Below are 21,851 nucleotides of genomic sequence, written 5' to 3' on the forward strand. Positions count from 1 at the left end.
CAATCACCGCAGGCTGGCGTTGAACTTGTCCAGCGCCGCCGAGCCGGGGCAGAGCGTGTCGGCTTCCAGCGTGTTGAGCGGCGTTTCGACCGTGTTGAGATGCTCGTGCAGGTCTTCCGCGTCGGGATCGACATAGAGCAGGCCGGTGACGATCTGTCCCTTGGCGGCGTGCTTTTGCAGGAAGGTCTGGGCGCCGAGCCGGTCGTGCGGATCGTAGTCGGCATCGATCTTGCGCAGCGCGATCCTGCTGCCGTCATGCTGCTCGACCATTTGCACGGTGCCGGGTGCGTAATCCACCGCAATCGGATCGCGGCTGACCAGCACGTCGAGCCGGTTCACCGCGTCATTGTGCTCGCGGACATAGTCGAAGCTCTTGGTCGAGCCGGCATGGTTGTTGAAGGCGATGCAGGGGCTGATGACGTCGATGAACGACACGCCCTTGTGGCGGATCGCGGCCGCGATCAGCGGCACGAGCTGGGTCTTGTCGCCGGAGAACGAGCGCGCGACGAAAGTCGCCCCCAACTGCAGGGCGATCGCGACGAGGTCGATGGCGTTGTCGGTGTTGGTGACGCCCTTCTTGGACTTCGAGCCGCGGTCGGCGGTCGCCGAGAACTGGCCCTTGGTCAGGCCGTAGACGCCGTTGTTCTCGACGATATAGGTCATGTTGACGCCGCGCCGGATCGAATGCGCGAACTGGCCGAAGCCGATCGAGGCGGAATCGCCGTCGCCGGAGACGCCGAGATAGATCAGGTCGCGATTGGCGAGATTGGCGCCGGTCAGGACGCTGGGCATGCGGCCGTGCACGGAGTTGAAGCCGTGCGAATTGCCGAGAAAATAGTCCGGCGTCTTCGACGAGCAGCCGATACCCGAAATCTTGGCGACCCGGTGCGGCTCGATCGAAAGCTCATAGCAGGCCTCGATGATGGAGGCCGTGATCGAGTCATGGCCACAGCCGGCGCACAGCGTCGAGATCTTGCCCTCGTAATCGCGATGGGTGTAGCCGAGCTCGTTCTTCTTCAGCCCGGGATGGTGGAATTTCGGCTTTGCAATGTAGGTCATGACACGGCCTTGCGGAGCGGGGTCACCTTGATGTGATCCTGGTGGTCGCCAATGGCTTTTGCGATGAAGCGGGCGGTGATCGGCGAGCCGTCGTAATGCACGATCGGCACCAGCCGCACCGGGTCGATGCCGTTTTCGTTGACGATGAGCTGGCGCAGCTGGCTGTCGCGATTCTGCTCGACTACATAGACGAAATCGTGCTCGGCGAGGAAGCTCGCCACGCTGGAGTGGAACGGGAAGGCGCGGATGCGCAGGCGGTCGAGCTGATGCCCGCGCGCTTCCAGCAATCCGATCGCCTCGTCCATCGCCGGCGTGGTCGAGCCGAAATAGATCACGCCGTATTTGGTTGGCCGTTCCGCATTGGCCTGGAGCGGCCGCGGCACCAGATCCTGCGCGGTCTCGAACTTGCGCATCAGGCGCTGCATGTTGTCGGCGTAGACCGAGCCCTCTTCGGAGTAACGCGCATAGCGGTCACGCGACGTGCCACGGGTAAAATAGGAGCCCTTGGTCGGATGCGTGCCGGGATAGGTTCGGTAGGGGATGCCGTCGCCGTCGACGTCGAGATAGCGGCCGAAATCGCGGCCTTCGTCCAGCATCTCCGCGGTCATCACCTTGCCGCGGTCATATTGCTTGGCGTCGTCCCATTTCAGCGGACGGCAGAGCCGGTGGTTCATGCCGATGTCGAGGTCGAGCATCAGGAAGATGGTGGTCTGGAGCCGCTCGGCGAGATCGAAAGCCGCGGCCGCGAACTCGAACGCTTCGGCGGGATCCTCCGGGAACAGCAGCACATGCTTGGTGTCGCCATGTGAAGCATAGGCGCAGGCGATGATGTCGCATTGCTGGGTACGGGTCGGCATGCCGGTCGAGGGACCGGCGCGCTGGATGTTCATGATCACGGCCGGGATTTCGGCGAAATATGACAGGCCGATGAACTCGGTCATCAGCGAGATGCCGGGGCCGGAGGTCGCGGTGAAGGCGCGCGCGCCGTTCCAGGAGGCGCCGATCACGATTCCGATCGAGGCGAGCTCGTCCTCGCCCTGCACGATGGCGTATTTCGCCTTGCCGGTTTCCGGGTCGTGCCGGTACTTCTTGCAGTGCGCGGTGAAGGCCTCGGCCACGGACGAAGACGGCGTGATCGGATACCACGCGCACACCGTGGCGCCGCCATAGACGGCGCCGAGCGCGGCGGCGCTGTTGCCTTCGATGAAGATGCGGTCGCCGACCTTGTCGGACTTCTTCACCCGCAGCCCGGTCGGGCATTTCAGGTTTTGCAGTGCCCAGTCGCGGCCGAGATGCAGCGCGTGGACGTTGGACGAGAGCAGCTTCTCCTTGCCCTTGTACTGCTCGCCGATCAGCTGCTCGATCAGCTTCGGATCCATGTCGAGCAGCGCCGAGAGCGCCCCGAGATAGATGATGTTCTTGAACAGCTGGCGCTGGCGCGGATCGGTATAGGTCGAGTTGGTGATCGCGGTCAGGGGGACGCCGATCACGGTGATGTCGTCGCGGAATTTGGTCGACGGCATCGGCTTGGTGGAATCATAGAACAGATAGCCGCCGGGCTCGATGCCGGCGACGTCCTTGTCCCAGGTCTGCGGGTTCATGGCGACCATCATGTCGACGCCGCCGCGGGCGCCGAGATGGCCGTCTTCGGTCACCCGCACCTCGTACCAGGTCGGCAGGCCCTGGATGTTGGAGGGGAAGATGTTACGGGGGCTCACCGGAACGCCGTGGCGCAGGATCGCGCGCGCAAACATCTCGTTGGCGCTGGCCGAGCCGGATCCGTTGACGTTGGCGAAGCGGACGACGAAGTCGTTTACGCTGCTGATCGGCTTTTTGTCGGACATGCTGAACCTGCGTAAGTCATCTCGATCAAATATTTCTGCATGTCCCAGGCGCCGGTGGGGCAGCGCTCGGCGCACAGCCCGCAATGCAGGCAGACATCCTCGTCCTTCACCATCACGCGCCCGGTCTTGAGGTCGCTGGACACATAGAGATCCTGGTCCGGATGCAGCGAGGGTGCTTTTAGGCGCTGACGGAGATCGCCTTCCTCGCCGTTGTCCGTGAAGGTGATGCAATCCATCGGACAGATGTCGACGCAGGCATCGCACTCGATGCAGAGCGAGGTCGAGAACACGGTCTGGACGTCGCAGTTCAGGCAGCGATGAGCTTCGCCCAGCGCCAGCTTGACGTCATAGCCGAGCTCGACCTCGGTGCGGATGTCCTTCAGCGCGATCACCTTGTCGCGATGCGGCACCTTGTAGCGCTTGTCGTTGGAGATGTCGTTGTCATAGCTCCATTCGTGGATGCCCATCTTCTGCGAGGAGATGTACACGTCGGGCAATGGCCGCTCGGTGATGTCCTCGCCCGAGAGCATTTTGTGGATCGACAGCGCGGCGTCATGGCCCTGCGCCACCGCCCAGATGATGTTTTTCGGCCCGAACGCGGCGTCGCCGCCGAAGAACACCTTCGGGTTGGTCGAGACGAAGGTTTGCGGATCGACCTTGGGCATGTGCCATTTATCGAACTCGATGCCGCAGTCCTGCTCGATCCAGGGGAAGGCGTTCTCCTGGCCGACCGCGACCAGCACGTCGTCGCATTCGATGGTCTGGTCCGGCTCGCCCGAGGGGACGAGGTTGCGGCGGCCCTTGGCGTCGTATTCGGCCTTCACCTTCTGGAAGGTGATGCCGGTGAGCTTGCCGTTTTCGTGGACGAACGCTGTGGGAACGAGGAAATTGAGGATCGGAATGTCTTCGTGGAGCGCGTCTTCCTTCTCCCAGGGCGAGGCCTTCATTTCCTCGAAGCCGGAGCGCACGACGACCTTCACCTCTTCGCCGCCGAGGCGACGCGCAGTGCGGCAGCAATCCATCGCGGTGTTGCCGCCGCCGAGCACGATGACGCGCTTGCCGATCTTGTCGGTATGACCGAACGAGACCGAGGACAGCCAGTCGATGCCGATATGGACGTTGGCGGCTGCTTCCTTGCGTCCGGGGATGTCGAGTTCGCGGCCGCGCGGTGCGCCGGAGCCGACGAAGATTGCGTCGTACTTCTCCGCGAGCAGCGCCTTCATGCTCTCGATGCGATGGCCGCCCTTGAAGTCGACGCCGAGACCCAGGATGTAGCCGGTCTCCTCGTCGATGACCGAATCCGGCAGGCGGAATTTCGGGATCTGCGAGCGCATCATGCCGCCGGCTTGGGCATCGGCGTCGAACACGGTGCAGTGATAGCCGAGCGGCGCGAGATCGCGGGCGACCGTCAGCGAAGCGGGACCACCGCCCACGAATGCAACGCGCTTGCCGTTCTTGGCCGAGGGGCGCGGCAAGCGCTGCGTGATGTCGTCCTTGAAGTCGGCGGCGACGCGCTTCAGGCGGCAGATCGCGACCGGCGTCTCCTCGACGCGTCCGCGGCGGCACGCCGGCTCGCATGGACGATCGCAGGTCCGTCCCAGAATTCCGGGAAACACGTTCGATTTCCAATTGATCATATAGGCGTCGCTGTAGCGGCCTTGGGCGATCAGTCGGATGTATTCGGGAACGGGAGTGTGCGCAGGACAGGCCCATTGGCAATCGACCACTTTGTGAAAGTAGTCGGGGGCCGCAATATCGGTCGGTTTCATTCCTACCCTGTCCGCGCAGGCTCAAAGACCCCGCGGCCTTTTCTTGAGCTTGCGAACGCTAACGCGCGGCGATCTGGTTTCTGAATGACGTCATTGGGTTAGCTTATTAGAACCGCTCCGAAGTACAACGGCAAATTTCGCGCTTCCCCTCTTTCATGGGAGCTACGCGCGCACAGCATTAACGGCCGTGCGCAGTATGTGGCGGTGCAGCATGTTGCGATGCGTCCGATGGCTTAGTTGCGCGCGATGTCGCTCTTCGCGAGGTCCCACATCAGGCAGTAGGAGCCGACCGACACGGGAAGCGGGAATGGCGAGGCGGCAGGGCCGGTGAAGCGCTCGGCGATCACGGACGAGACCGTGCCGACATGCGTGCCGTCGATCAGCACGAACCAGTCGCGCGCGCCTTCGTTGCGCACCGCCGGAATATCCGCGGTCGCGCCTGATATTTCCGGCTCGCTTTCGAGCAGATGCATGGAGATGATGCCGTCGTGTTTTTCCGGCGCCAGCCGTTCTTGCAGTGCGTCACGCCACGCGACTGCATTGTCCGGCGTCGGCCGCAGCCGCACGAGGCCGAGCGCCGCGCCGCGTCCGGTACCGTTGCTGATCGTGATGCGGGCGACCACGCGGAGCATGTCCTTGAAATGCGCCATGCTCCGCCGCGACCATTCGGTCTGACTGGCGAGCCTCGCCCGGTAGGCGGGACTGTCGAGCACGTCGAGCGTCGCGGTTGAATACAGCGAGAGATATTTGGGATTGGCGGCGTGCGCGACATAGCGCCGCGCTTCGAGAAAGCCCTCGATCGCAACGCGCTCTTCCAGATGCTCGCGATCGTACCAGCGGTTGAAATCGGGTTCATTTGGAACGTCGATATTCATCGACGTGAGCAACATGCCCTTCCCGGCGAGTGGCATTTTCTTGTCCCGCTATCGCGAAATCTTCGAAGCGATATCTGCGATCGACTTCATGACCGCGTCCCGCACGCCGGTATCATAGAGCGAATGGCCGGCTTCTTCCACGATGCGAATCTCGGAACCCGGCCACACTTTCGCGAGCGCCTGCGATGTCTCGGGAGGGCACAACAGATCGTAGCGGCCCTGGACGATGATGCCGGGAATGCCGTCGAGCTTGCCGGCGTTCCGCAACAACTCGTTCTCCGTCATGAAGCTGTCTTGGACGAAATAATGCGCCTCCATGAACGGCGTCGCCGGCAATGTGCGCCACACGTTCAGCGACGCCAGATCCAGCCGTGTCTTTGCCGCCTTGTGCTCCGACAAGGCGCGTTCGGTATCGTGCCAGGCGCGCGAGGCCGGGCCATGCACCGCCGGATCGGGATCGAGGATGCGGCGATAGTAGGCTTCCACCGGTTGCGCGCGCTCCTCGACCGGCAGCACGCTCAGAAAATCGTCGTAGAGCGCGGGGTAGAATTGCGACAGGCGGGAGGTGAAGGCGATCTCGACTTCAGCACGCGTGCCGAGAAAGGTCGCGCGCAGCGCAATTCCGGAGACGCGCTCGGGATGCGCCTGCGCATAAGCCAGCGCCAGCGTCGCGCCCCAGGAGCCGCCGACCACCATCCAGCGCGCGACGCCGAATTTCTCGCGGATCTTTTCCATGTCCGCGATCAGATGCTGCGTGGTGTTGTGTGCGCGCGATCCCTTCGGCCGGCTGCGACCGCAGCCGCGCTGGTCGAACAGCACGGCCTGAAAACGGTCGGGATCAAACAGCCGGCGGTGGTCGGGCTGGCAGCCGCTGCCGGGGCCGCCATGCAGATAGACCGCCGGGATTCCGTCGGTGCGGCCGACGCTCTCGACATAGAGCTCGTGGCCGTCGCCGACGTCGAGCATTTCGGAGGTCAGCGGTGCAAAGGGATCGGCGCGCTTGACTGAGCTGGCCGCGTCGGCGTCAGGCACCATTCTCGGATTCCAGGGTGCCGCCAGCGAAATTGCGATAGAGGAAGCGGTTGGTTTCGCCCTCAGCCTCGCGCTCGGCCTGCTTGAAGATGGTCTCGTGCAGCGGCGACAGCGCGCAGGCGGGATCGGTGTTGGCGGCGTCGCCGGTCAGCGCAAAGGCCTGGCAGCGGCAGCCGCCGAAATCGATCTCCCGGAATTCGCAACTCTTGCACGGCTCCTTCATCCAGCCGGTGCCGCGGTAGCGGTTGAAGGCGTCCGAGTTCTGCCAGATCCAGGCGATCGAATGGTTGGAGCGCACGGATTCGAAGTCGAGCCCGGTGATGCTCTCGGCGGCGTGGCAGGGCAGCACCTTGCCGGCCGGCGAAATGTTGAAGAACTGCCGACCCCAGCCGCCCATGCACTTCTTCGGCCGCAGCGCGTAATAATCGGGCACGACATAGTCGATCGTGAGCCGGCCCTTCAGCCGCTCGCGCGCCTCCTCGACGATGCGGGTGCACTCGTCGAGCTGCGCCACCGTCGGCATCAGCGCGGCGCGGTTCTTTAGCGCCCAGCCGTAATATTGGACATTGGCGACCTCGAGCCGGTCGGCGTCGAGGTCCACCGACATCTGGATGATATCAGACAGCTGGTGCAGGTTTTGCCGATGCATCACCGCATTCACGGTGAGCGGCAAATCGAGCTCGCGCGTCCATTTTGCGACTTCGAGCTTCTTGCGGTGCCCGTTTTTGTAGCCGCCGACGCGGTCGGCGAGGGCTTCTTCAACGCCCTGAAAACTGATCTGGACGTGGCAGAGCCCGGCATCGGCAAGTTCGCTCAACCGCTCACGCGTCAGCAGCACCGCCGAAGTGATGAGGTTGGTGTAGAGCCCGACGTCGCTCGCATGCTTGACCAGCTCGACGAGGTCCTTGCGCGCCGTCGGCTCGCCGCCGGAGAAATGCACCTGCAGCACGCCGATCTCGGCGAGTTCGCTCAATACCTTCTTCCATTCCTCGGTCGTCAGCTCCTTGCCCGAGCGGTCGAGCTCGACCGGGTTGGAGCAATAGGGACATTGCAGCGGGCAGCGATGGGTGATCTCGAGCAGCACGGCGAGCGGAATGCCGAACGTCTCTGCCGTCGAGCGGCTCTTCTCCAGCACCGCGAGGCTGTCGCTGGCGTCGGGCGGGATGGTCGGATTGCCGAGCACATCGCTCATGACGTCTTCTCCCGGGCCTCCGTGAGAAAGCCCTTGTCGGCGAGATCCTGCAGCATGACAATGACGTCGGCCAGGATCGCCTCGCGCGGCGCGGCGTATTTTGCCGCGAGTTGGTCGGACATTTCGCCGACATTGCGCTCGCCGTCGCAGAGCTGCAAGACCTCGACCGCGATCTCGTCCGGCGCCAGCACGCGTTCGGGCGCCAGGATCACCCAGACTTTTCGCGTCTCGTCATATTTCAGCTTGGCGTGCCGCGGCAGAACCGGCCTGCTCGTCTCGCTGACGCTGATGTGACGCGGCCCGGCCATCGCTCGTTCCTCAGCTCGCCTTTTGGTGTTCTTGGGGCACGAACGCGCCCGGCGGAATATGGCCCTCGACATAGGCGTGTTGCAACGCGTCGAGCTGCACCCATAGCACGTTGGTCTTGAAGATCAGCGCATTGCAGACGGACGCGCGTTGCTCGGGCGTGACGGCATGTGCCTTGACATAGTCGAGCGCAAAGCCGGCGTCGCGCGGCGCCTGCGCCAGCCGGCGCTTGAAGTAGCTCATGATATCAGGATTGACGAAGTCGTAGTGCTCCAGCATCCCGGAGATGCGCTCTTCGTGCAGGTTCGGCGCGAACAATTCGGTGAGCGAGGACGCGATCGCCTCCAGCGGCGACTTCTCGCGGCAATAGTGCACATAGGCTTCCACCGCAAAGCGCGTCGCCGGCAGGATGCCTTCGGTCGATTCCACGTAAGCTGTGTCCAACCCGAGGCCTTCGGTCAGCTTCAGCCAGCGCTCGATACCGCCTTCGGAGCCGATGTCGCCGTCATGATCCTCGATGCGGTGGCGCCATTCCAGCCGCGTGGCGCGGTCGCGGAAGCGCGAGATCACCACCGCGTCCTTGATCGGGATGGTGCTCTGGTAATAGTAGCGGTTCAGCGCCCAGGCCTGCACCTGGCCCTTGTTGAGCTTGCCGCCATGCAGCAGTCTATGGAACGGATGCAGGCTGTGATAGCGCGTCGCACCGATGTGGCGCAGCGTCGCCTCCAGCTCCTCGGCGCTAGTGAGCCTGATGTCCTTGCCGATCGAGAGCGCGGTCATTCCAGTCAGTGACGCGGCATTCACAGCACGATCTCCGTTCCGTCCGCGGGTATCTGCCAGCCCGCCGCTTCGGCCGCCTTGCGCTCGGGGGAAGCGGGCAGCAGCGCCGGGTTCGAGTTATTGATATGCAGAAATATCTTCCTGTCGAGTGTGAGGTCGGCGAGCCGCGCGATGGCGCCGTGGTCGCCGGACATTGCGACATGGCCCATGCTCTTGCCGGTCTTGTGGCTAAGCCCGGCCTTGATCATCTCGTCGTCCTGCCACACCGTGCCGTCGAAGAACACCAGCGCAGCGCCGTCGATCTCGGCCTTGAGCGCGTCGGTGACCTCGGCGCAGGCGGCGATGAAGTAGAAGCATTTGCCGGTCGATTTATCGGTGATCTTCAGCCCCAGCGTATCGCCATCGCCGCTGTCGCCGCCCGGATGCGCCTTGCCTTCCAGGTACCAGGCCGATTTGCCCGAGACCGCGAAGGGCAGCACCTCGAGTCCTGAGCGCGCCCCGTCCGGCAGCCGCGGCTCGAACGGCTCATTGATGCCGATCGGCTGGCGCTGCACGTTCCTCTCGTTCAGCACATTGAAGATGCTGTTCGCCTTCAGGATCGCCAGCACCTTCTCATGCGCATAGACCGTGAAGGGCGAACCCTCGCGCATCGACAGCAGGCCGGCCACTGCGTCCACCTCGCTGTTGGTCAGGATCACGCCTGCGATCGGCGTATGGCGCAGCGCGCCTGCCTTCGGATGCAGCTGTGGCGTCGCATTCAATTGCTGGCGGAGGTCGGGGGAGGCGTTGATCAAGAACCAGTGCTCGCCGTCGCCGCTGAAGGCGACCGAGGCTTGGGTCCGTTGCAGCTCTTGGCCGTTATCACGGGCCGTCCGGCAGCCCTCGCAGCCGCAATTCCATTGCGGCACTCCGCCGCCGGCTGCGGCGCCCAGGACGACGACGCGAAGCATGATCCGTCTCCTGGAGGCAGTGTCGCGAGGTGGACCTCACGCAAACACAAATCCTGTCTTCCGGACATGCATCGTGACCGAAAGATCCACCTGCGCAGAACGCGAACTCACCAACCGCTTACTTGCGGGTGGCGCTCACATACATGTTGATTTCCATGCCACAGGGCACTTCGACGATCTTCGGGGCTTTCCAGGCCATTTTCGGCTCTCCATTTTCGAGAATTCGGACGTATCCGCCCAATCCTTAAGTTAGTGCGGGTGGAAAAGTTCGCCAGTGAAATTTTCCCGAGAAAGCCATGTTGCGGCGCAAAAAATGCTGCCGGAACGATACTTGCTGGTGATGCTGCCTTGCGCCCGGCGCATTCGGTCGCGAACCCTGTCCTGATAAAGCGGTTGTGAGTGCAGTGCAGCTTTCAATCCGGTACAGGCGACCCAACTGGAACTTCGTGATGCCCAGATATTTCTTCAACACCCGTATCGGCGACGAACTGATCGTGGATCCTGAGGGAGAGGATTTGCGCAATCCCGATCGCGCCTGGGAGGTTGCCCGCCAGATGATTCTGGAGGTGCTGAGATCGGAAGGCACCCAGCCGGCCCTGCTTGAGGCCGTCATCGAGGTCACCGACCGGGAAGGCGAGATCGTGCTCGAATTCCCCTTCACCGAGGCACTCCTGGACATTCCGGACCAGTCCGCCACCCGGCATTAAGGCTTGCTCTCGCCACCGTCGCAATGGCGGAGGAATCCCTGCGAAATCCGCATGGCTTTGCCGCGTTCCCGGGGCTAAAAGACGCCGGTTACACGGAGCAAGTCATGCAAGATCTCTGGCGCCTGTCGGCGGCCGACCTCGCCGATCTCGTCAAAACCAAAAAGGTCTCCGCCAGGGAGGCCGCGCAGGCCGGCCTCGGCCGGCTCGACGCGGTCAATCCGAGCCTCAACGCCGTGATCGACCACCGGCCCGAGGACGTGCTCAAGCAGGCCGACGCCGTCGATGCCGCCATCGCCAGGGGCGAGGACCCCGGCGTGCTGGCCGGAGTGCCCGTCACCATCAAGGCCAATGTCGACCAGGAGGGCTTTGCCACCACCAACGGCCTCAAACTCCAGCGCGACCTGATCGCGCGCGAGGACAATCCGGTGGTCGCCAATTTCCGCAAAGCCGGCGCCGTTCTGCTTGGGCGCACCAATTGCCCGGCCTTTTCCTATCGCTGGTTCACCACCAACCTGGTCCACGGCGACACCAAGAACCCCCGCGACGCCTCGCTGACGCCGGGCGGCTCGTCCGGCGGCGCGGGCTCGGCGGTCGCGGCCGGCATCGGCCATATCGCCCATGGCACCGACATTGCCGGCTCGATCCGCTATCCCGCCTATGCCTGCGGCGTGCATGGCTTGCGCCCGACCTTGGGCCGCATCCCGGCCTTCAATCCGGCCCTGCCGGAGCGCCCGATCGGGCCGCAGATCATGGCGGTGTCGGGGCCGCTGGCGCGCACCGTCAACGACATCAGGATTTCGCTCGCGGCCATGTCGGCCCGCGACATCCGCGATCCCTGGTTTGTGCCGGTGCCGCTGGAAGGCCCCGCGCGGCCGAAGCGCGCCGCGCTCTGTCTCGACCCGGACGGCCTGGCCAGCGCGCCCGAGGTGAAGGCCGCCGTCATCGACGCCGGCAAGCGGCTCGAACGGGCCGGCTGGACCGTCGAGACAATCGAGAACACCCCGCCGATGCGCGAAGCGGTCGAGTGGCAGATCAAGCTCTGGCTCGGCGACGGCTATGAGGCGCAGCTCGAGATGGCCGAGCGTGAAGGCGATCCCGGCGCGCTGGCGTGCCTGCGTGGCAACCGTGCCAGGGTCACGCCGATGGACCAGGCCAATTACGCCAAGGCATTGACCCGCCGCGCCACGCTGACCCGCGACTGGATGCTGTTCTTCGAGACCTATGCCGTGCTGCTGACGCCGGTCTCCGGCGAACTGCCGTTCCCCGATCATCTCGACCGCAAGGACGACTCTTCCTTCAAACGCGTCTGGGAAGCGCAGTTGCCGCAGATCGCCATTCCCTTCATGGGCCTGCCGGGCCTCGTGGTCTCCACGGGCCTCGTCGGCAAGGCGCCGGTCGGCGTGCACATCGTGTCGGGCCGCTATCGCGAGGATCTCTGCCTGCTCGCAGGCGAGGCGATCGAGGCGGGCGGCGTGCCGCCGTCGCCGATCGATCCCGTAGGTTAGCGATGTCCGCGATCTACGACTTCAAGGCCAACTCGCTTCTCGGCGAAGAAGTGCCGATGCGCAGCTTCGAGGGGCAGGTGCTGCTGATCGTCAACACCGCGAGCAAATGCGGCTTCACGCCGCAATATCGCGGGCTGGAGGATCTGCATCGCGACCTGTCCCCGCGCGGCTTCTCGGTGCTCGGCTTTCCCTGCAACCAGTTCGGTGCGCAGGAGCCAGGGCAGGCGAGCGAGATCCAGGCGTTCTGCTCGACCAATTACGACGTCACCTTTCCCCTGTTCGAGAAGATCGACGTCAACGGCAGCAATGCCCATCCGTTGTATGAGTACCTGAAACGCCAGCAATCCGGCCTGCTGGGCGCCTCCATCAAATGGAATTTCACGAAATTCCTGGTGGACCGCGCCGGCAAGGTGGTTTCGCGCTATGCGCCGACCGCACGGCCCGAAGGATTGCGGCAGCAAATCGAGACCCTGTTATGAGCGAGACAATCATGAGCGACGAATTTCCGGACCGCCTCTCGGTCGATCCGAACAGCCCCTTTTACAATGCGGACATCCTGGCGCGCGACGTCGGCATCCGCTTCAAGGGTGTCGAGAAGACCAATGTCGAGGAATACTGCATCAGCGAAGGCTGGGTCCGCGTCACCGCAGGCAACGCCAAGGACCGCCACGGCAACCCGCTGACCATCAAGGTGCACGGCCCGGTCGAGCCGTATTTCAGGGATAAGAAGTAGTTTTGGAATGCGAAGCGTGCTTGGGGCACGCCGTCATGCCCGGGCTTGTCCCGGGCATCCACGTTCTTCGAGCGGCTAAGACGTGGATGGCCGGGACAAGCCCGGCCATGACGAGAGGAGGGAGCCCGCAGAAAGCCAAACCCCATGTCCGTCCGCATCGTCGACGTCCGCGAGATCACGAAGCCGATCTCTTCGCCGATCCGCAACGCCTATATCGATTTCACCAAGATGACGACGAGCCTCGTGGCCGTCGTCACCGACGTCGTTCGCGACGGCAAGCGCGTCGTCGGCTACGGCTTCAACTCCAACGGCCGCTACGGGCAGGGCGGCCTGATCCGCGAGCGTTTTGCCTCGCGCATCCTGGAGGCCGATCCGAAATCGCTGCTGAACGCGGCCGGCGACAATCTCGACCCCGACAAGGTCTGGGCCGCGATGATGACCAACGAGAAGCCGGGCGGTCACGGCGAGCGCTCGGTCGCGGTCGGCACCATCGACATGGCGGTGTGGGATGCGGTCGCGAAGATTGCGGGCCAGCCGCTGTTTCGCCTGCTGGCTGAGCGTCACGGCGTCAAAGCCAATCCGCGCGTGTTCGTCTACGCTGCCGGCGGCTACTACTATCCCGGCAAGGACCTCTCGATGCTGCGCGGCGAGATGCGAGGCTATCTCGATCGCGGCTACAACGTCGTGAAGATGAAGATCGGCGGTGCTGATATCGAGGACGACCGCACCCGCATCGAAGCGGTGCTGAAGGAAATCGGCAAGGACGCGCAGCTCGCCGTCGACGCCAACGGCCGCTTCGATCTCGAGACCGGCATCGCCTATGCCAAGATGCTGCGGGATTATCCCTTGTTCTGGTACGAAGAAGTCGGCGATCCCCTGGATTACGCGCTGCAGGCAGCCCTCGCCGAATTCTATCCGGGCCCGATGGCAACAGGCGAAAACCTGTTCAGCCACCAGGATGCCCGCAATTTGATTCGCTACGGCGGCATGCGCCCCGACCGCGACTGGCTGCAATTCGATTGCGCGCTGTCCTACGGCCTGTGCGAATACCAGCGCACGCTGGAGGTGCTGAAAACTCATGGCTGGTCGCCGAGCCGCTGCATCCCCCACGGCGGCCACCAGATGTCGCTCAACATCGCAGCCGGCTTAGGCCTTGGCGGCAACGAGAGCTACCCCGACCTGTTCCAGCCCTATGGTGGCTTCCCCGACGGCGTCCGCGTCGAGAACGGCCACATCACCATGCCGGAGCTGTCAGGCATCGGCTTCGAAGGCAAGTCGGATCTCTACAAGGAGATGAAGGCGCTGGCGGAGTAGGGGGCGCGACGGCCACGCCATGCTTTCCGCTGTCATGCCCCGGCTTGACCGGGGCATCCAGTACGCCGTGGCGAATGTGGCGAGAGCGAGCGCTTCAACGGAGGCCTCTGGAATACTGGATCGCCCGGTCAAGCCGGGCGATGACACCGAGATTGTGGACGAACCAACGCAATCAGCCGAGGTCGTCCCTTACGACAGTCGCATATCCAACAGCCGCCGCCCTTCGCCCTTCAAGAGCTTCTTCACCGCGCTCGAGGCCACGACTTCGCCGTCATTGGCGTAGGCTTCGTGGTTCTTCTCGATGTCGTCGAGGCGGTAGAGGTAGTTGACCATCACGCCGGCGGACTCGCGCACGCCCTTCGGCGAGAGATCGCCTAACCAATTGATGCGCTCGAGGCGGGCGCCATTGCCGAGATGGAAGCGCGCGACGGAGTCGATCAGCTTGCCTTTGGGTGTGCGCGCCTTCAGGAAATAGTGCGCCGCGAGCGGTTCGATCACGCCACGTAGCAGTGTCGTTGTCTCGGGGTTCTCGAACCATTTGGGATCGTCGAGGCGCTTCAGGATCTCGCGGTCCTCGTCCGACAGCGGCAAATCCTTGTCCTGCTTCACCCATGGCATGAAGCCCGGCACCGGCGACAGCGTCACGAAATTGTCGAGCTTGGGCAATTCGCGGCGCAGCTCCTCCACCACCTGCTTGATCAGGAAGCTGCCGAAGGAGATGCCGCCCAGACCGCGCTGGGTGTTGGAGATCGAGTAGAACACGGCGGTACGGGCGCGCTCGATCGGGACGGATGGGCGATCGACCGCGAGCAGCGGCGCGATCGCGCCGGGGATCGTCTCGGTCAACGCGACCTCGACGAAGATCAGGGGCTCGTCCACCATCGCGGGATGGAAGAAGGCGTAGCAGCGGCGGTCGACCGGATCGATGCGGCGGCGCAGATCGTCCCAGTCGCTGATCTCGTGCACGGCCTCATAACGGATGATCTTTTCGAGGATGTTGGCCGGGGTCGACCAGTCGATCCTGCGCAGCACGAGAAACCCCCTGTTGAACCATGACGAGAGAAGATGCGAAACGTCGCGATCGAGTGCGGCGAGATCGGCGTGCCTGTTCATCATGTCGAGCAGGTCGGCGCGCATCTTGACGAGATCGCCGGTGCCGCCGGGTGCGCGGTTGAGGCGGCGGATCAGCTCCTGCCGGCGCGGCTCGGAGGCGAAGTGCAGGGCGCTGGCATCCTCGTCGGCCGGCTTGGCGCGCCATGTCTCGATCGCCTTGGACAGGCGTTCCCGATCCGGGCCGAAATCGCGCACCAGGGCTTCGAAAAAGGCGCGACGTCCCGCCGCATCCAGGTCCTGGTAGATGTCGAGCACCTCACGCGCCATGGCGGTGCCGGAAGCTTCACCCCGGCCCGACAGCAGCGCGCCACAGAGCTCGATCAGCCCATCGGCGTCCGGCTTGGTGTCGGCAGAATCCCCGCGGCGAAGCAGCGTGCGGCCGCGCTCGGAGATGGTAGTAAGTAAGTCGGAGAAGAAGGCGTTGGCCATCGGGGCTTTCGTGTCGGGTTTGTGCGGTGCGGGAATCTTACACGGGATTTGGGCGGAATCCGATCACAATCAAGCGGGGGATTTTGGCAAGTTTAGCGGGGGGTGTGGATTTCCAGAATGCCGTCATGCCCGGCGAAGGAGGGACATCCAGTACGCCACGGCCTGCGTGCCGCGGGTGGCAGCCAGGGCGTCCCTGATCCGGGCCCCTCCTGCCAGCGCAAGGAGACAGCCTGCTCAGTGACCGGATTTCCTGAATTGGACCAGGCTGAACGAGCCGATACCGGTCGTCCGGACGAAAGCGAAGCCGGCCGAGTCCGCCAGCTTGCGATACTCGGCTTCGGTCCGCTCGCAACCGCCCGGTCCTCGCAGCATGTTGAGGTCGCTCATGACGCAGGAACGATCCTCGGGCGCCGTCGTTGCGCGCTCCGGCATGATCCGCTCGATCACGATCAACGTCCCGTCGGACGGCAGCGCGTTCCGGCAATTGCGCAAGATGATCCGGCAACGGTCGTCGTTCCAATTATGGAGAATGCTCTTCATCACGATCGTGTCGGCGCCGCTCGGAATATCTTCAAAGAAGCTGCCGGTGACGAAGCGACTGCGGCCGGCGATCCCGAGACGATCGAAATGTGTGCGCGCATCTGTCTCGCAACGCGCGAGATCGAAGACGATGCCCTCAAGGTGAGGGTTGTGCTGAACTATGGCGCCGATCAATTCGCCGGTGCCGCCGCCGATATCCATGACGAGGCGCGCTGCGGCGAACTCGTGGGCCGTAACGATCTTCGGAACGATGGACCGCGTGAGGCTGACCATCGCAGCGTTGAACCGGCGGTTTGATTCCGGCGTATTGCCTGTGGCCGCATAACGGTCGTCGCCTTCTCCGCGCAGCTGGGTCGCGGTCTTTCCGGTGCGAACCGAATCGACCAGTCCGCTCCAGGATTGCGCGAGCATCTCGCCCTCAAAGAGAACCCAGTCCTTGAAGGATGGGTCGGCCGTCTCGCCGAGCTGCAGGCCGAGATCGGTCATAGCAAACCGGTCGTGGTCTGCCTGCCTACAAAGACCAAGTGTGGTCAGACCAACGAGCAGTCTGCGCAGAGCCCTTTCGTCGGCGGACACCAGCCGGGCAAGCTCAGCCACGGATTTCGCCTCGTCTCCGACGGCCTCCGCGAGACTAAGCTTCGCCGCAGCATAGATCACCGCGGTGATGCGATGCGACTGCACGAGATCAAGGACGGACGCTGGCCGGCTCATCTGTTGCCTCCGTTGCTGCGATCAATCGGTCGGGACAAACCCCGTTTCATGCACGATCGCCTTCCACCGGTCGGATTCGGATGCGATCAGCCGGGCGAAATCGTCCATCGCGATCACGTCCGGCTCGACGGCCAGCTTTGCCATACCGGCCCTGACCTCGTCGGTGCGAACGGCCGTCTGGATCGCGGCGCTGAGCTTATCGACAATCGGCGCCGGCGTCTTCGCTGGAACGAAAAACGCAAACCATGTGAGGTCCTCGAGCGAGGGGTATCCCGCCTCCCGCACCGTCGGTACCGCCGGAACGAACGGGCTGCGGCGCGGTCCAGTGGTCGCCAGCGCACGAAGATCTCCGGATTGGACAAGTCCGAGCGAGCTGCCGATCGGCATGACGGTCGCTGCAATCACGCCCTTGACCAGATCCTGAATCGCGCCACCGCCCTGATAGGGCACGTGGAGAAAATCGAAGCCTGCGCTGCGGCCCAGCATCGTACCGAGAAAATGCAGCGTGGTTCCGGCGCCCGGCGTGCCAAAGGTGGCAAGCTTCGGATTGGCTCGGCACCAAACAACGAAATCCGCCAGTGTCCTGACGTCGGCCGGAACCGCCGGGCCGACTGTCAGCAATGTCGGGGTCGAGGCGACGGTCGACACCGGCGTGAAATCGCGCGGCTGGTACCTCAGCGTCTTGTAGACGTGCGGAAAAAACATCATGAAGCCGAGCGGCGAGAACAGCATGGCCGATCCGTCGGCATCGGCGTTCTTCACCGCCTCCACCGCGATACGGCCGCCTGCTCCTGGCCGATTCTCGACCACGATGGTCTCCGCATAGCCGCTCATCTGTCCGGCCACGAGCCGCGCCATGGCGTCCTGCAGTCCGGGCGAGAAGCCCGTCAAAATGTGCGCGGTTTTGGAGAGCGGCTGTGCGAGCGCGCGCGACACGCGGTACGAGGCGGAGCTCGCCACACAGGCCGCAGATGCGGCCAATACGCTACGACGCGTGATCATTCCCTGTCTCCCTGATCCATTTGGCGCTCAGAGCGGGTTCTACCGGCGGATGTATCACATGAGGGACGAACGGGCTTGGTCGCCGGCTTACATTTTCCTTACCGGCAGCTTACTCTTACGCATCGCACGGATTTTGACGACGGACGGCGGTCTCGGGGAAGTCGCTTGCGCTATTTCTTCAACGATTTTTCACTCGACACTGAGCGGCGCGAGCTTTGTCGCGGGCCGGAGGTTGTCGCCATCGCGCCGCAGGTGTTCGACCTGCTTCGTTATCTGATCGGCAACCGCGAGCGCGTGGTCAGCAAGGACGACCTGATCCGCGCCATCTGGCATGGTCGCGTCGTCTCCGACGTCGCCCTGACCACGCGGCTTAATGCGGCGCGCAAGGCGATCGGCGATTCCGGGGACGCGCAGCGCTTGATCAAGACATTTCCGCGCAAGGGCGTCCGCTTCGTCGCGGAGGTGCGCGAAGTGCCTACAACTGCGACTGTCGCGCGCTTGCCGAGGCCCGCCGCAGGCAAGCCGTCGCTCGTGGTTCTGCCTTTTGCCAATCTGAGCCCCGATCCCGCCCAGGACTATTTCGTCGACGGCGTGACCGAGAGCCTGACCACGGATCTGTCGCGAATGGCCGGTATCTTCGTGATCGGCCGCAACACCGCCTTCACCTACAAGGGCGTGCATGTCGATCTGAAGCAGCTCGGCCGCGAACTCGGCGTTCGCTACGTGCTCGAGGGCTCCGTGCAACGGGCCGGCAGCCGGATGCGCATCATCGTCCAGCTCATCGATGCCGAGACCGGAAATCATTTGTGGGGCGACCGTTTCGACAAGCAGGTAGCAGATCTTTTCGACATGCAGGACGAAATCGGTGCGCGTCTTGCCAATCAATTGGGAACCGAGCTCGTCAGGGTAGAGGCACGGCGCGCTGCGCGTGCGCCACATCCAGATTCGACCGACCTTTATTTCCAGGGCATGGCGTATCTGAATCGCGGGACGGATCCCACGAGCCTGTCGCAGGCTCGCCCGTTCTTCGAACAAGCGCTCCTGCTGGACGCTTCAAACGTTGAAGCTATGGTGGGAATCACAGACGTCGATACGATGCGGGCGACCTCCATGCTGATCGACCGCACGGCGCCTCTGCAAGTGGTCGAAGCGTCCTTGACCAGGATACTTGGCCACACGCCCAATCACGCGAGGGCACATTGCCTGATGGGCGTCGTCCAGATTTTCACGAACCGCGCCGCCCAAGGCATCGCCGAGTGTGAGCGGGCGTTGGTGCTGGACCGGAATCTTGCCACGGCCCATGCGTGGATCGGACTTGGCAAGTGCAATCTAGGCCGAGCCGAGGAGACCGAAGCGCACGTCATGGAGGCTTTCCGACTCTCTCCCCGCGATAACAAGGCCTCTTCCTGGATGAATACGGCAGGAATCGCGCAATCATATCTCGGCGCCGATGAGGCTGCCGTTCGCTGGTTCAAGCGCTCGATCGAGACCAACCGTAATATTGCACCCTTTGTCCATTTTTATCTTGCCGCCGAGCAGGCGCATCTCGGTGAGATCAAGGAAGCGCGGACTCATATGCAGGCGGGGCTGACGCTCGCTCCGGACTTCAGCATCGCCCAATTCCACGCCAGTTCGCCAACGGATCATCCAACCTGTCTTGCGCAGCGAGCTCGTATCGCCGTGGGGTTACGCAAGGCAGGTCTTCCTGAAGAATAGATGTTGCGCGGCTCGTCGAGGCCAAAGGGGCCGCCGGCCATCGCGTTATTCTGGCGAACCGGCCCCGCAGGACGATCGGCAGCCCGCCTCTGCGCTTACCCCTTCCCCGCAAACTCCGTCGGCGTCCGTCCCGTCACCTGACGGAACGCCGCCGAAAACGCCGGCACGCTGGCATAGCCGAGCTGGGTCGCGAGCTGCTTCACGGACACATTGGCATCGGTGGACAGCCGCTGGATCGCCGCCGCAATCCTCGCACGCTGGCACCAGCTCTTGAAGCTCAGCTGCGTCTCTGTCGAAAACAGCCGCGACAGCGTGCGCGCGGAGGTTCCGACCTCGCGCGCCAGCGCGTCGATGTCGTGCAGGCCGGTGGGATCGTCGAGCACGATCATGGCCGCGCGCCGGCAGCGCGGCTCGTGTGGCAGCGGCACGAAGGTCGCGGAATCCTCGGCCCGGACCAGTTCCAGCATCACTAGCCGAACCAGCAGATCGGTCCGCTCCTCGGTATTTTGCGCGTCGAACAGCGCGAGGATCGCCTGGTTCAGCAGCGGCGACACCCGCACCACGAATTCCTTGGTCAGTCCCTCATGGCGCTGCGCGCGCTTCAGCCAGGCCAAGTCGAAATACAGCGTCCGCATCTCGATGTCGGCGAGCAGATCGATGGCGTGCTGGAGCCCGGCGGGGACCCAGACCGCGCGGTCCGGCGGCACCAGCCAGCGCCCTCCGGGCGTCGTCACCTGCATGGTGCCCCTGGCGGCATAGATCAGCTGTGCCTCGCGGTGCATATGCGGATCGATCCGCATGCCCTTGGGATAGTCGCGTGCGACCAGATGCACGCCCGCGGGCGAGCGATGATTGCTCCGGACCGCCCGGAGGATTGGCGTCTCGACGACAGTCATTGGCAGCATCCCGTCATGCCCAAGACATATAACTCATTTCGGAGCAGGAGAGGATTCCCATGAACAGCCCCAGCCGGGTGATCAGTTTCGTCAACGCGGGCCATTTCATCGACCATTACGCGATGCTGATTTTCGCCGCCGCGGTGATCATCATGGGACCGGCGCTCGGCATGGCCTATTCGGAACTCCTGCCTTACGCGACGCCGGGCTTCGTCGCCTTCGGCGCGGGCTCGCTGCTCACCGGCTGGCTCGGCGACCGCTGGAGCCGTCGCCACATGATGCTGATCTTCTTCGTCGGCATCGGCGCCTCCATGATCTCGGTTGGCTTCGTGCAGACCCCGGCCCAACTCGGCGCGGCGCTGTTCGCGATCGGCATTTTTGCCTCGATCTATCATCCCGTCGGCACTGCCATGATCGTCTCCTACGCTGACAGGCTCGGCCGCGAGATGGGCATCAACGGCGTCTGGGGCAATCTCGGCGTCGCTTCGTCGGCGCTGGTCACCGGCGTGATCGGCCAGTATCTCGGCTGGCGCTTCGCCTTCATCGTCCCCGGCATCGTCACCATCCTGATCGGCATCGCGTTCGCGACGATGGTCGTTCACGAGGACCGCAAGGGCTCGAAGCAGGCGGCAGCGCAGGCGCGGGTCGCCAAGCAGGACATGTGGCGCGTGATCCTGTCGCTGCTGATCGTGGTGATCGCGATCTCCACGACGTTCAACGCCGTCACCGTGGCGCTGCCAAAGCTGTTCGCGGAGCGGCTTGCCGATCTCACCAAAAGCCCGGCGCTGCTCGGCGTCATCGCGGCCTGCGTCTACGTGTTCGGCGCGATGACGCAGTATACGATCGGCCGGCTGCTCGACCGCTATTCGCTGAAGACAGTGGCGCTGCCGCTGTCCTTCATGCTGGCGCCGTTCCTGTATCTCGCCGCGAGCCTGTCCAATCTGCCGCTGATCCTGGTCTCGATCGGCATCGTCATGGGCGCGTTCGGACAGGTCACGGTCAACGACGCCATGGTCGGCAAATACACCAGCGAGGAATGGCGCTCGCGCGCCTATGCCGTGCGCTATTTCATTGGCTTCACCGCGGCCGGCGCCTCGGTCGGCCTGGTCGCCTGGCTCTACGAGCAGGGCGGCTTCGTCACCATGCTGCATGCCTTCGCCGCACTCTGCCTGCTCGCGATCGCAGCCGCGATCATTCTCCCGCGCGAGATCAGGACACCGCAGGCGGTGTGAGGGATCGGCGTGAGGCGCGCGCCCGTTTCAATCCCGTCATTGCGAGGAGCGTAGCGACGAAGCAATCCAGAATCTTTCGGCGGACGGATTCTGGATTGCTTCCGCCTTCGCTAAAGGTTCGGCTGTCAAGTCGCCGCGCCCGCAAT

21 protein-coding genes are annotated in these 21,851 nt (G+C 63.8%); 7 read left to right on the top strand and 14 right to left on the bottom strand.

The window, feature by feature from the left end:
* Positions 1-3: 3 nt before the first annotated feature.
* The 10 genes from RX329_RS10465 to pqqA all read right to left on the bottom strand — a co-directional run bounded on the left by RX329_RS10465 (position 4) and on the right by pqqA (position 10,006).
* Complete coding sequence (locus tag RX329_RS10465; protein ID WP_317245836.1) at positions 4-1,059, bottom strand: 2-oxoacid:ferredoxin oxidoreductase subunit beta; 1,056 nt, start codon at positions 1,057-1,059, stop codon at positions 4-6.
* Positions 1,056-2,903, bottom strand: coding sequence for a 2-oxoacid:acceptor oxidoreductase subunit alpha (locus RX329_RS10470; protein ID WP_085385335.1), 1,848 nt, complete (start codon positions 2,901-2,903; stop codon positions 1,056-1,058). Before RX329_RS10470 ends, RX329_RS10465 begins: the two co-directional genes overlap by 4 nt.
* Positions 2,873-4,672: an FAD-dependent oxidoreductase gene (locus RX329_RS10475; RefSeq protein ID WP_317245837.1), complete on the bottom strand. Its 1,800-nt coding sequence runs from the start codon at positions 4,670-4,672 to the stop codon at positions 2,873-2,875. The genes RX329_RS10470 and RX329_RS10475 overlap by 31 nt, the downstream gene beginning before the upstream one ends.
* A 233-nt stretch (positions 4,673-4,905) precedes the next feature.
* Positions 4,906-5,583, bottom strand: a complete 678-nt coding sequence (locus RX329_RS10480) for a DUF4286 family protein (protein ID WP_317245838.1) — start codon at positions 5,581-5,583, stop codon at positions 4,906-4,908.
* Positions 5,584-5,595: 12 nt separating this feature from the next.
* Positions 5,596-6,582: a prolyl aminopeptidase gene (pip, locus tag RX329_RS10485; protein WP_317245839.1), complete on the bottom strand. Its 987-nt coding sequence runs from the start codon at positions 6,580-6,582 to the stop codon at positions 5,596-5,598.
* Positions 6,572-7,771, bottom strand: coding sequence for a pyrroloquinoline quinone biosynthesis protein PqqE (pqqE, locus tag RX329_RS10490; RefSeq protein WP_018454081.1), 1,200 nt, complete (start codon positions 7,769-7,771; stop codon positions 6,572-6,574). Before pqqE ends, pip begins: the two co-directional genes overlap by 11 nt.
* Positions 7,768-8,079, bottom strand: a complete 312-nt coding sequence (pqqD, locus tag RX329_RS10495; RefSeq protein ID WP_007613770.1) for a pyrroloquinoline quinone biosynthesis peptide chaperone PqqD — start codon at positions 8,077-8,079, stop codon at positions 7,768-7,770. The genes pqqE and pqqD overlap by 4 nt, the downstream gene beginning before the upstream one ends.
* A gap of 10 nt (positions 8,080-8,089) precedes the next feature.
* Entirely contained in the window at positions 8,090-8,857 is a 768-nt protein-coding gene (gene pqqC, locus RX329_RS10500) for a pyrroloquinoline-quinone synthase PqqC (RefSeq protein WP_377789043.1), read from the bottom strand.
* Positions 8,858-8,877: 20 nt separating this feature from the next.
* Positions 8,878-9,807 (bottom strand): pyrroloquinoline quinone biosynthesis protein PqqB, encoded by a 930-nt coding sequence (gene pqqB / locus RX329_RS10505; RefSeq protein ID WP_317245840.1) that lies wholly within the window; start codon positions 9,805-9,807, stop codon positions 8,878-8,880.
* A 118-nt stretch (positions 9,808-9,925) separates the two neighbouring features.
* On the bottom strand, positions 9,926-10,006 hold the full coding sequence (gene pqqA, locus RX329_RS10510) for a pyrroloquinoline quinone precursor peptide PqqA (RefSeq protein WP_007595659.1): 81 nt from the start codon (positions 10,004-10,006) through the stop codon (positions 9,926-9,928).
* A gap of 250 nt (positions 10,007-10,256) precedes the next feature.
* On the opposite strand from pqqA, the gene RX329_RS10515 reads away from it, so the two are divergent.
* The 5 genes from RX329_RS10515 to tarD all read left to right on the top strand — a co-directional run bounded on the left by RX329_RS10515 (position 10,257) and on the right by tarD (position 14,066).
* Positions 10,257-10,514 (top strand): DUF6894 family protein, encoded by a 258-nt coding sequence (locus tag RX329_RS10515; RefSeq protein ID WP_007613759.1) that lies wholly within the window; start codon positions 10,257-10,259, stop codon positions 10,512-10,514.
* Positions 10,515-10,618: 104 nt separating this feature from the next.
* Entirely contained in the window at positions 10,619-12,019 is a 1,401-nt protein-coding gene (locus RX329_RS10520; protein ID WP_085395718.1) for an amidase family protein, read from the top strand.
* A gap of 2 nt (positions 12,020-12,021) precedes the next feature.
* A complete protein-coding gene (locus RX329_RS10525) occupies positions 12,022-12,498 on the top strand; it encodes a glutathione peroxidase (protein WP_018454085.1) in 477 nt (158 codons plus the stop codon).
* Positions 12,495-12,752: a DUF3297 family protein gene (locus tag RX329_RS10530; RefSeq protein WP_007613756.1), complete on the top strand. Its 258-nt coding sequence runs from the start codon at positions 12,495-12,497 to the stop codon at positions 12,750-12,752. The genes RX329_RS10525 and RX329_RS10530 overlap by 4 nt, the downstream gene beginning before the upstream one ends.
* A 144-nt stretch (positions 12,753-12,896) precedes the next feature.
* Positions 12,897-14,066: a D(-)-tartrate dehydratase gene (tarD, locus tag RX329_RS10535; RefSeq protein WP_085361487.1), complete on the top strand. Its 1,170-nt coding sequence runs from the start codon at positions 12,897-12,899 to the stop codon at positions 14,064-14,066.
* 189 nt (positions 14,067-14,255) lie between these two features.
* Here tarD and RX329_RS10540 read toward each other — a convergent pair whose 3' ends face one another.
* The 3 genes from RX329_RS10540 to RX329_RS10550 all read right to left on the bottom strand — a co-directional run bounded on the left by RX329_RS10540 (position 14,256) and on the right by RX329_RS10550 (position 17,861).
* On the bottom strand, positions 14,256-15,608 hold the full coding sequence (locus tag RX329_RS10540) for a malonyl-CoA decarboxylase (RefSeq protein WP_085351884.1): 1,353 nt from the start codon (positions 15,606-15,608) through the stop codon (positions 14,256-14,258).
* 234 nt (positions 15,609-15,842) lie between these two features.
* The gene (locus RX329_RS10545) at positions 15,843-16,859 is read right to left on the bottom strand and encodes a methyltransferase (RefSeq protein WP_085361486.1); all 1,017 of its coding nucleotides are present in this window, start codon (positions 16,857-16,859) and stop codon (positions 15,843-15,845) included.
* A 21-nt stretch (positions 16,860-16,880) separates the two neighbouring features.
* Positions 16,881-17,861 carry a Bug family tripartite tricarboxylate transporter substrate binding protein gene (locus RX329_RS10550; protein WP_085395684.1) on the bottom strand — a complete coding sequence of 327 codons (981 nt, stop codon included), beginning with the start codon at positions 17,859-17,861 and terminating at the stop codon, positions 16,881-16,883.
* Positions 17,862-18,026: 165 nt separating this feature from the next.
* Here RX329_RS10550 and RX329_RS10555 point away from each other — a divergent pair, with 165 nt between their 5' ends.
* A complete protein-coding gene (locus RX329_RS10555; protein ID WP_317245841.1) occupies positions 18,027-19,577 on the top strand; it encodes a winged helix-turn-helix domain-containing tetratricopeptide repeat protein in 1,551 nt (516 codons plus the stop codon).
* Between the two features lie 95 nt (positions 19,578-19,672).
* Here the strand turns inward: RX329_RS10555 and RX329_RS10560 are convergent, their stop codons facing one another.
* Positions 19,673-20,473, bottom strand: coding sequence for an AraC family transcriptional regulator (locus RX329_RS10560; RefSeq protein WP_162496546.1), 801 nt, complete (start codon positions 20,471-20,473; stop codon positions 19,673-19,675).
* A gap of 59 nt (positions 20,474-20,532) precedes the next feature.
* Between RX329_RS10560 and RX329_RS10565 the strand changes: the two genes are divergently transcribed.
* Positions 20,533-21,705, top strand: coding sequence for an MFS transporter (locus RX329_RS10565; RefSeq protein ID WP_018454089.1), 1,173 nt, complete (start codon positions 20,533-20,535; stop codon positions 21,703-21,705).
* The last annotated feature ends 146 nt before the right edge of the window (positions 21,706-21,851 follow it).

Source organism: Bradyrhizobium sp. BWC-3-1 (assembly GCF_032917965.1).
GTDB lineage: Bacteria > Pseudomonadota > Alphaproteobacteria > Rhizobiales > Xanthobacteraceae > Bradyrhizobium > Bradyrhizobium canariense_D.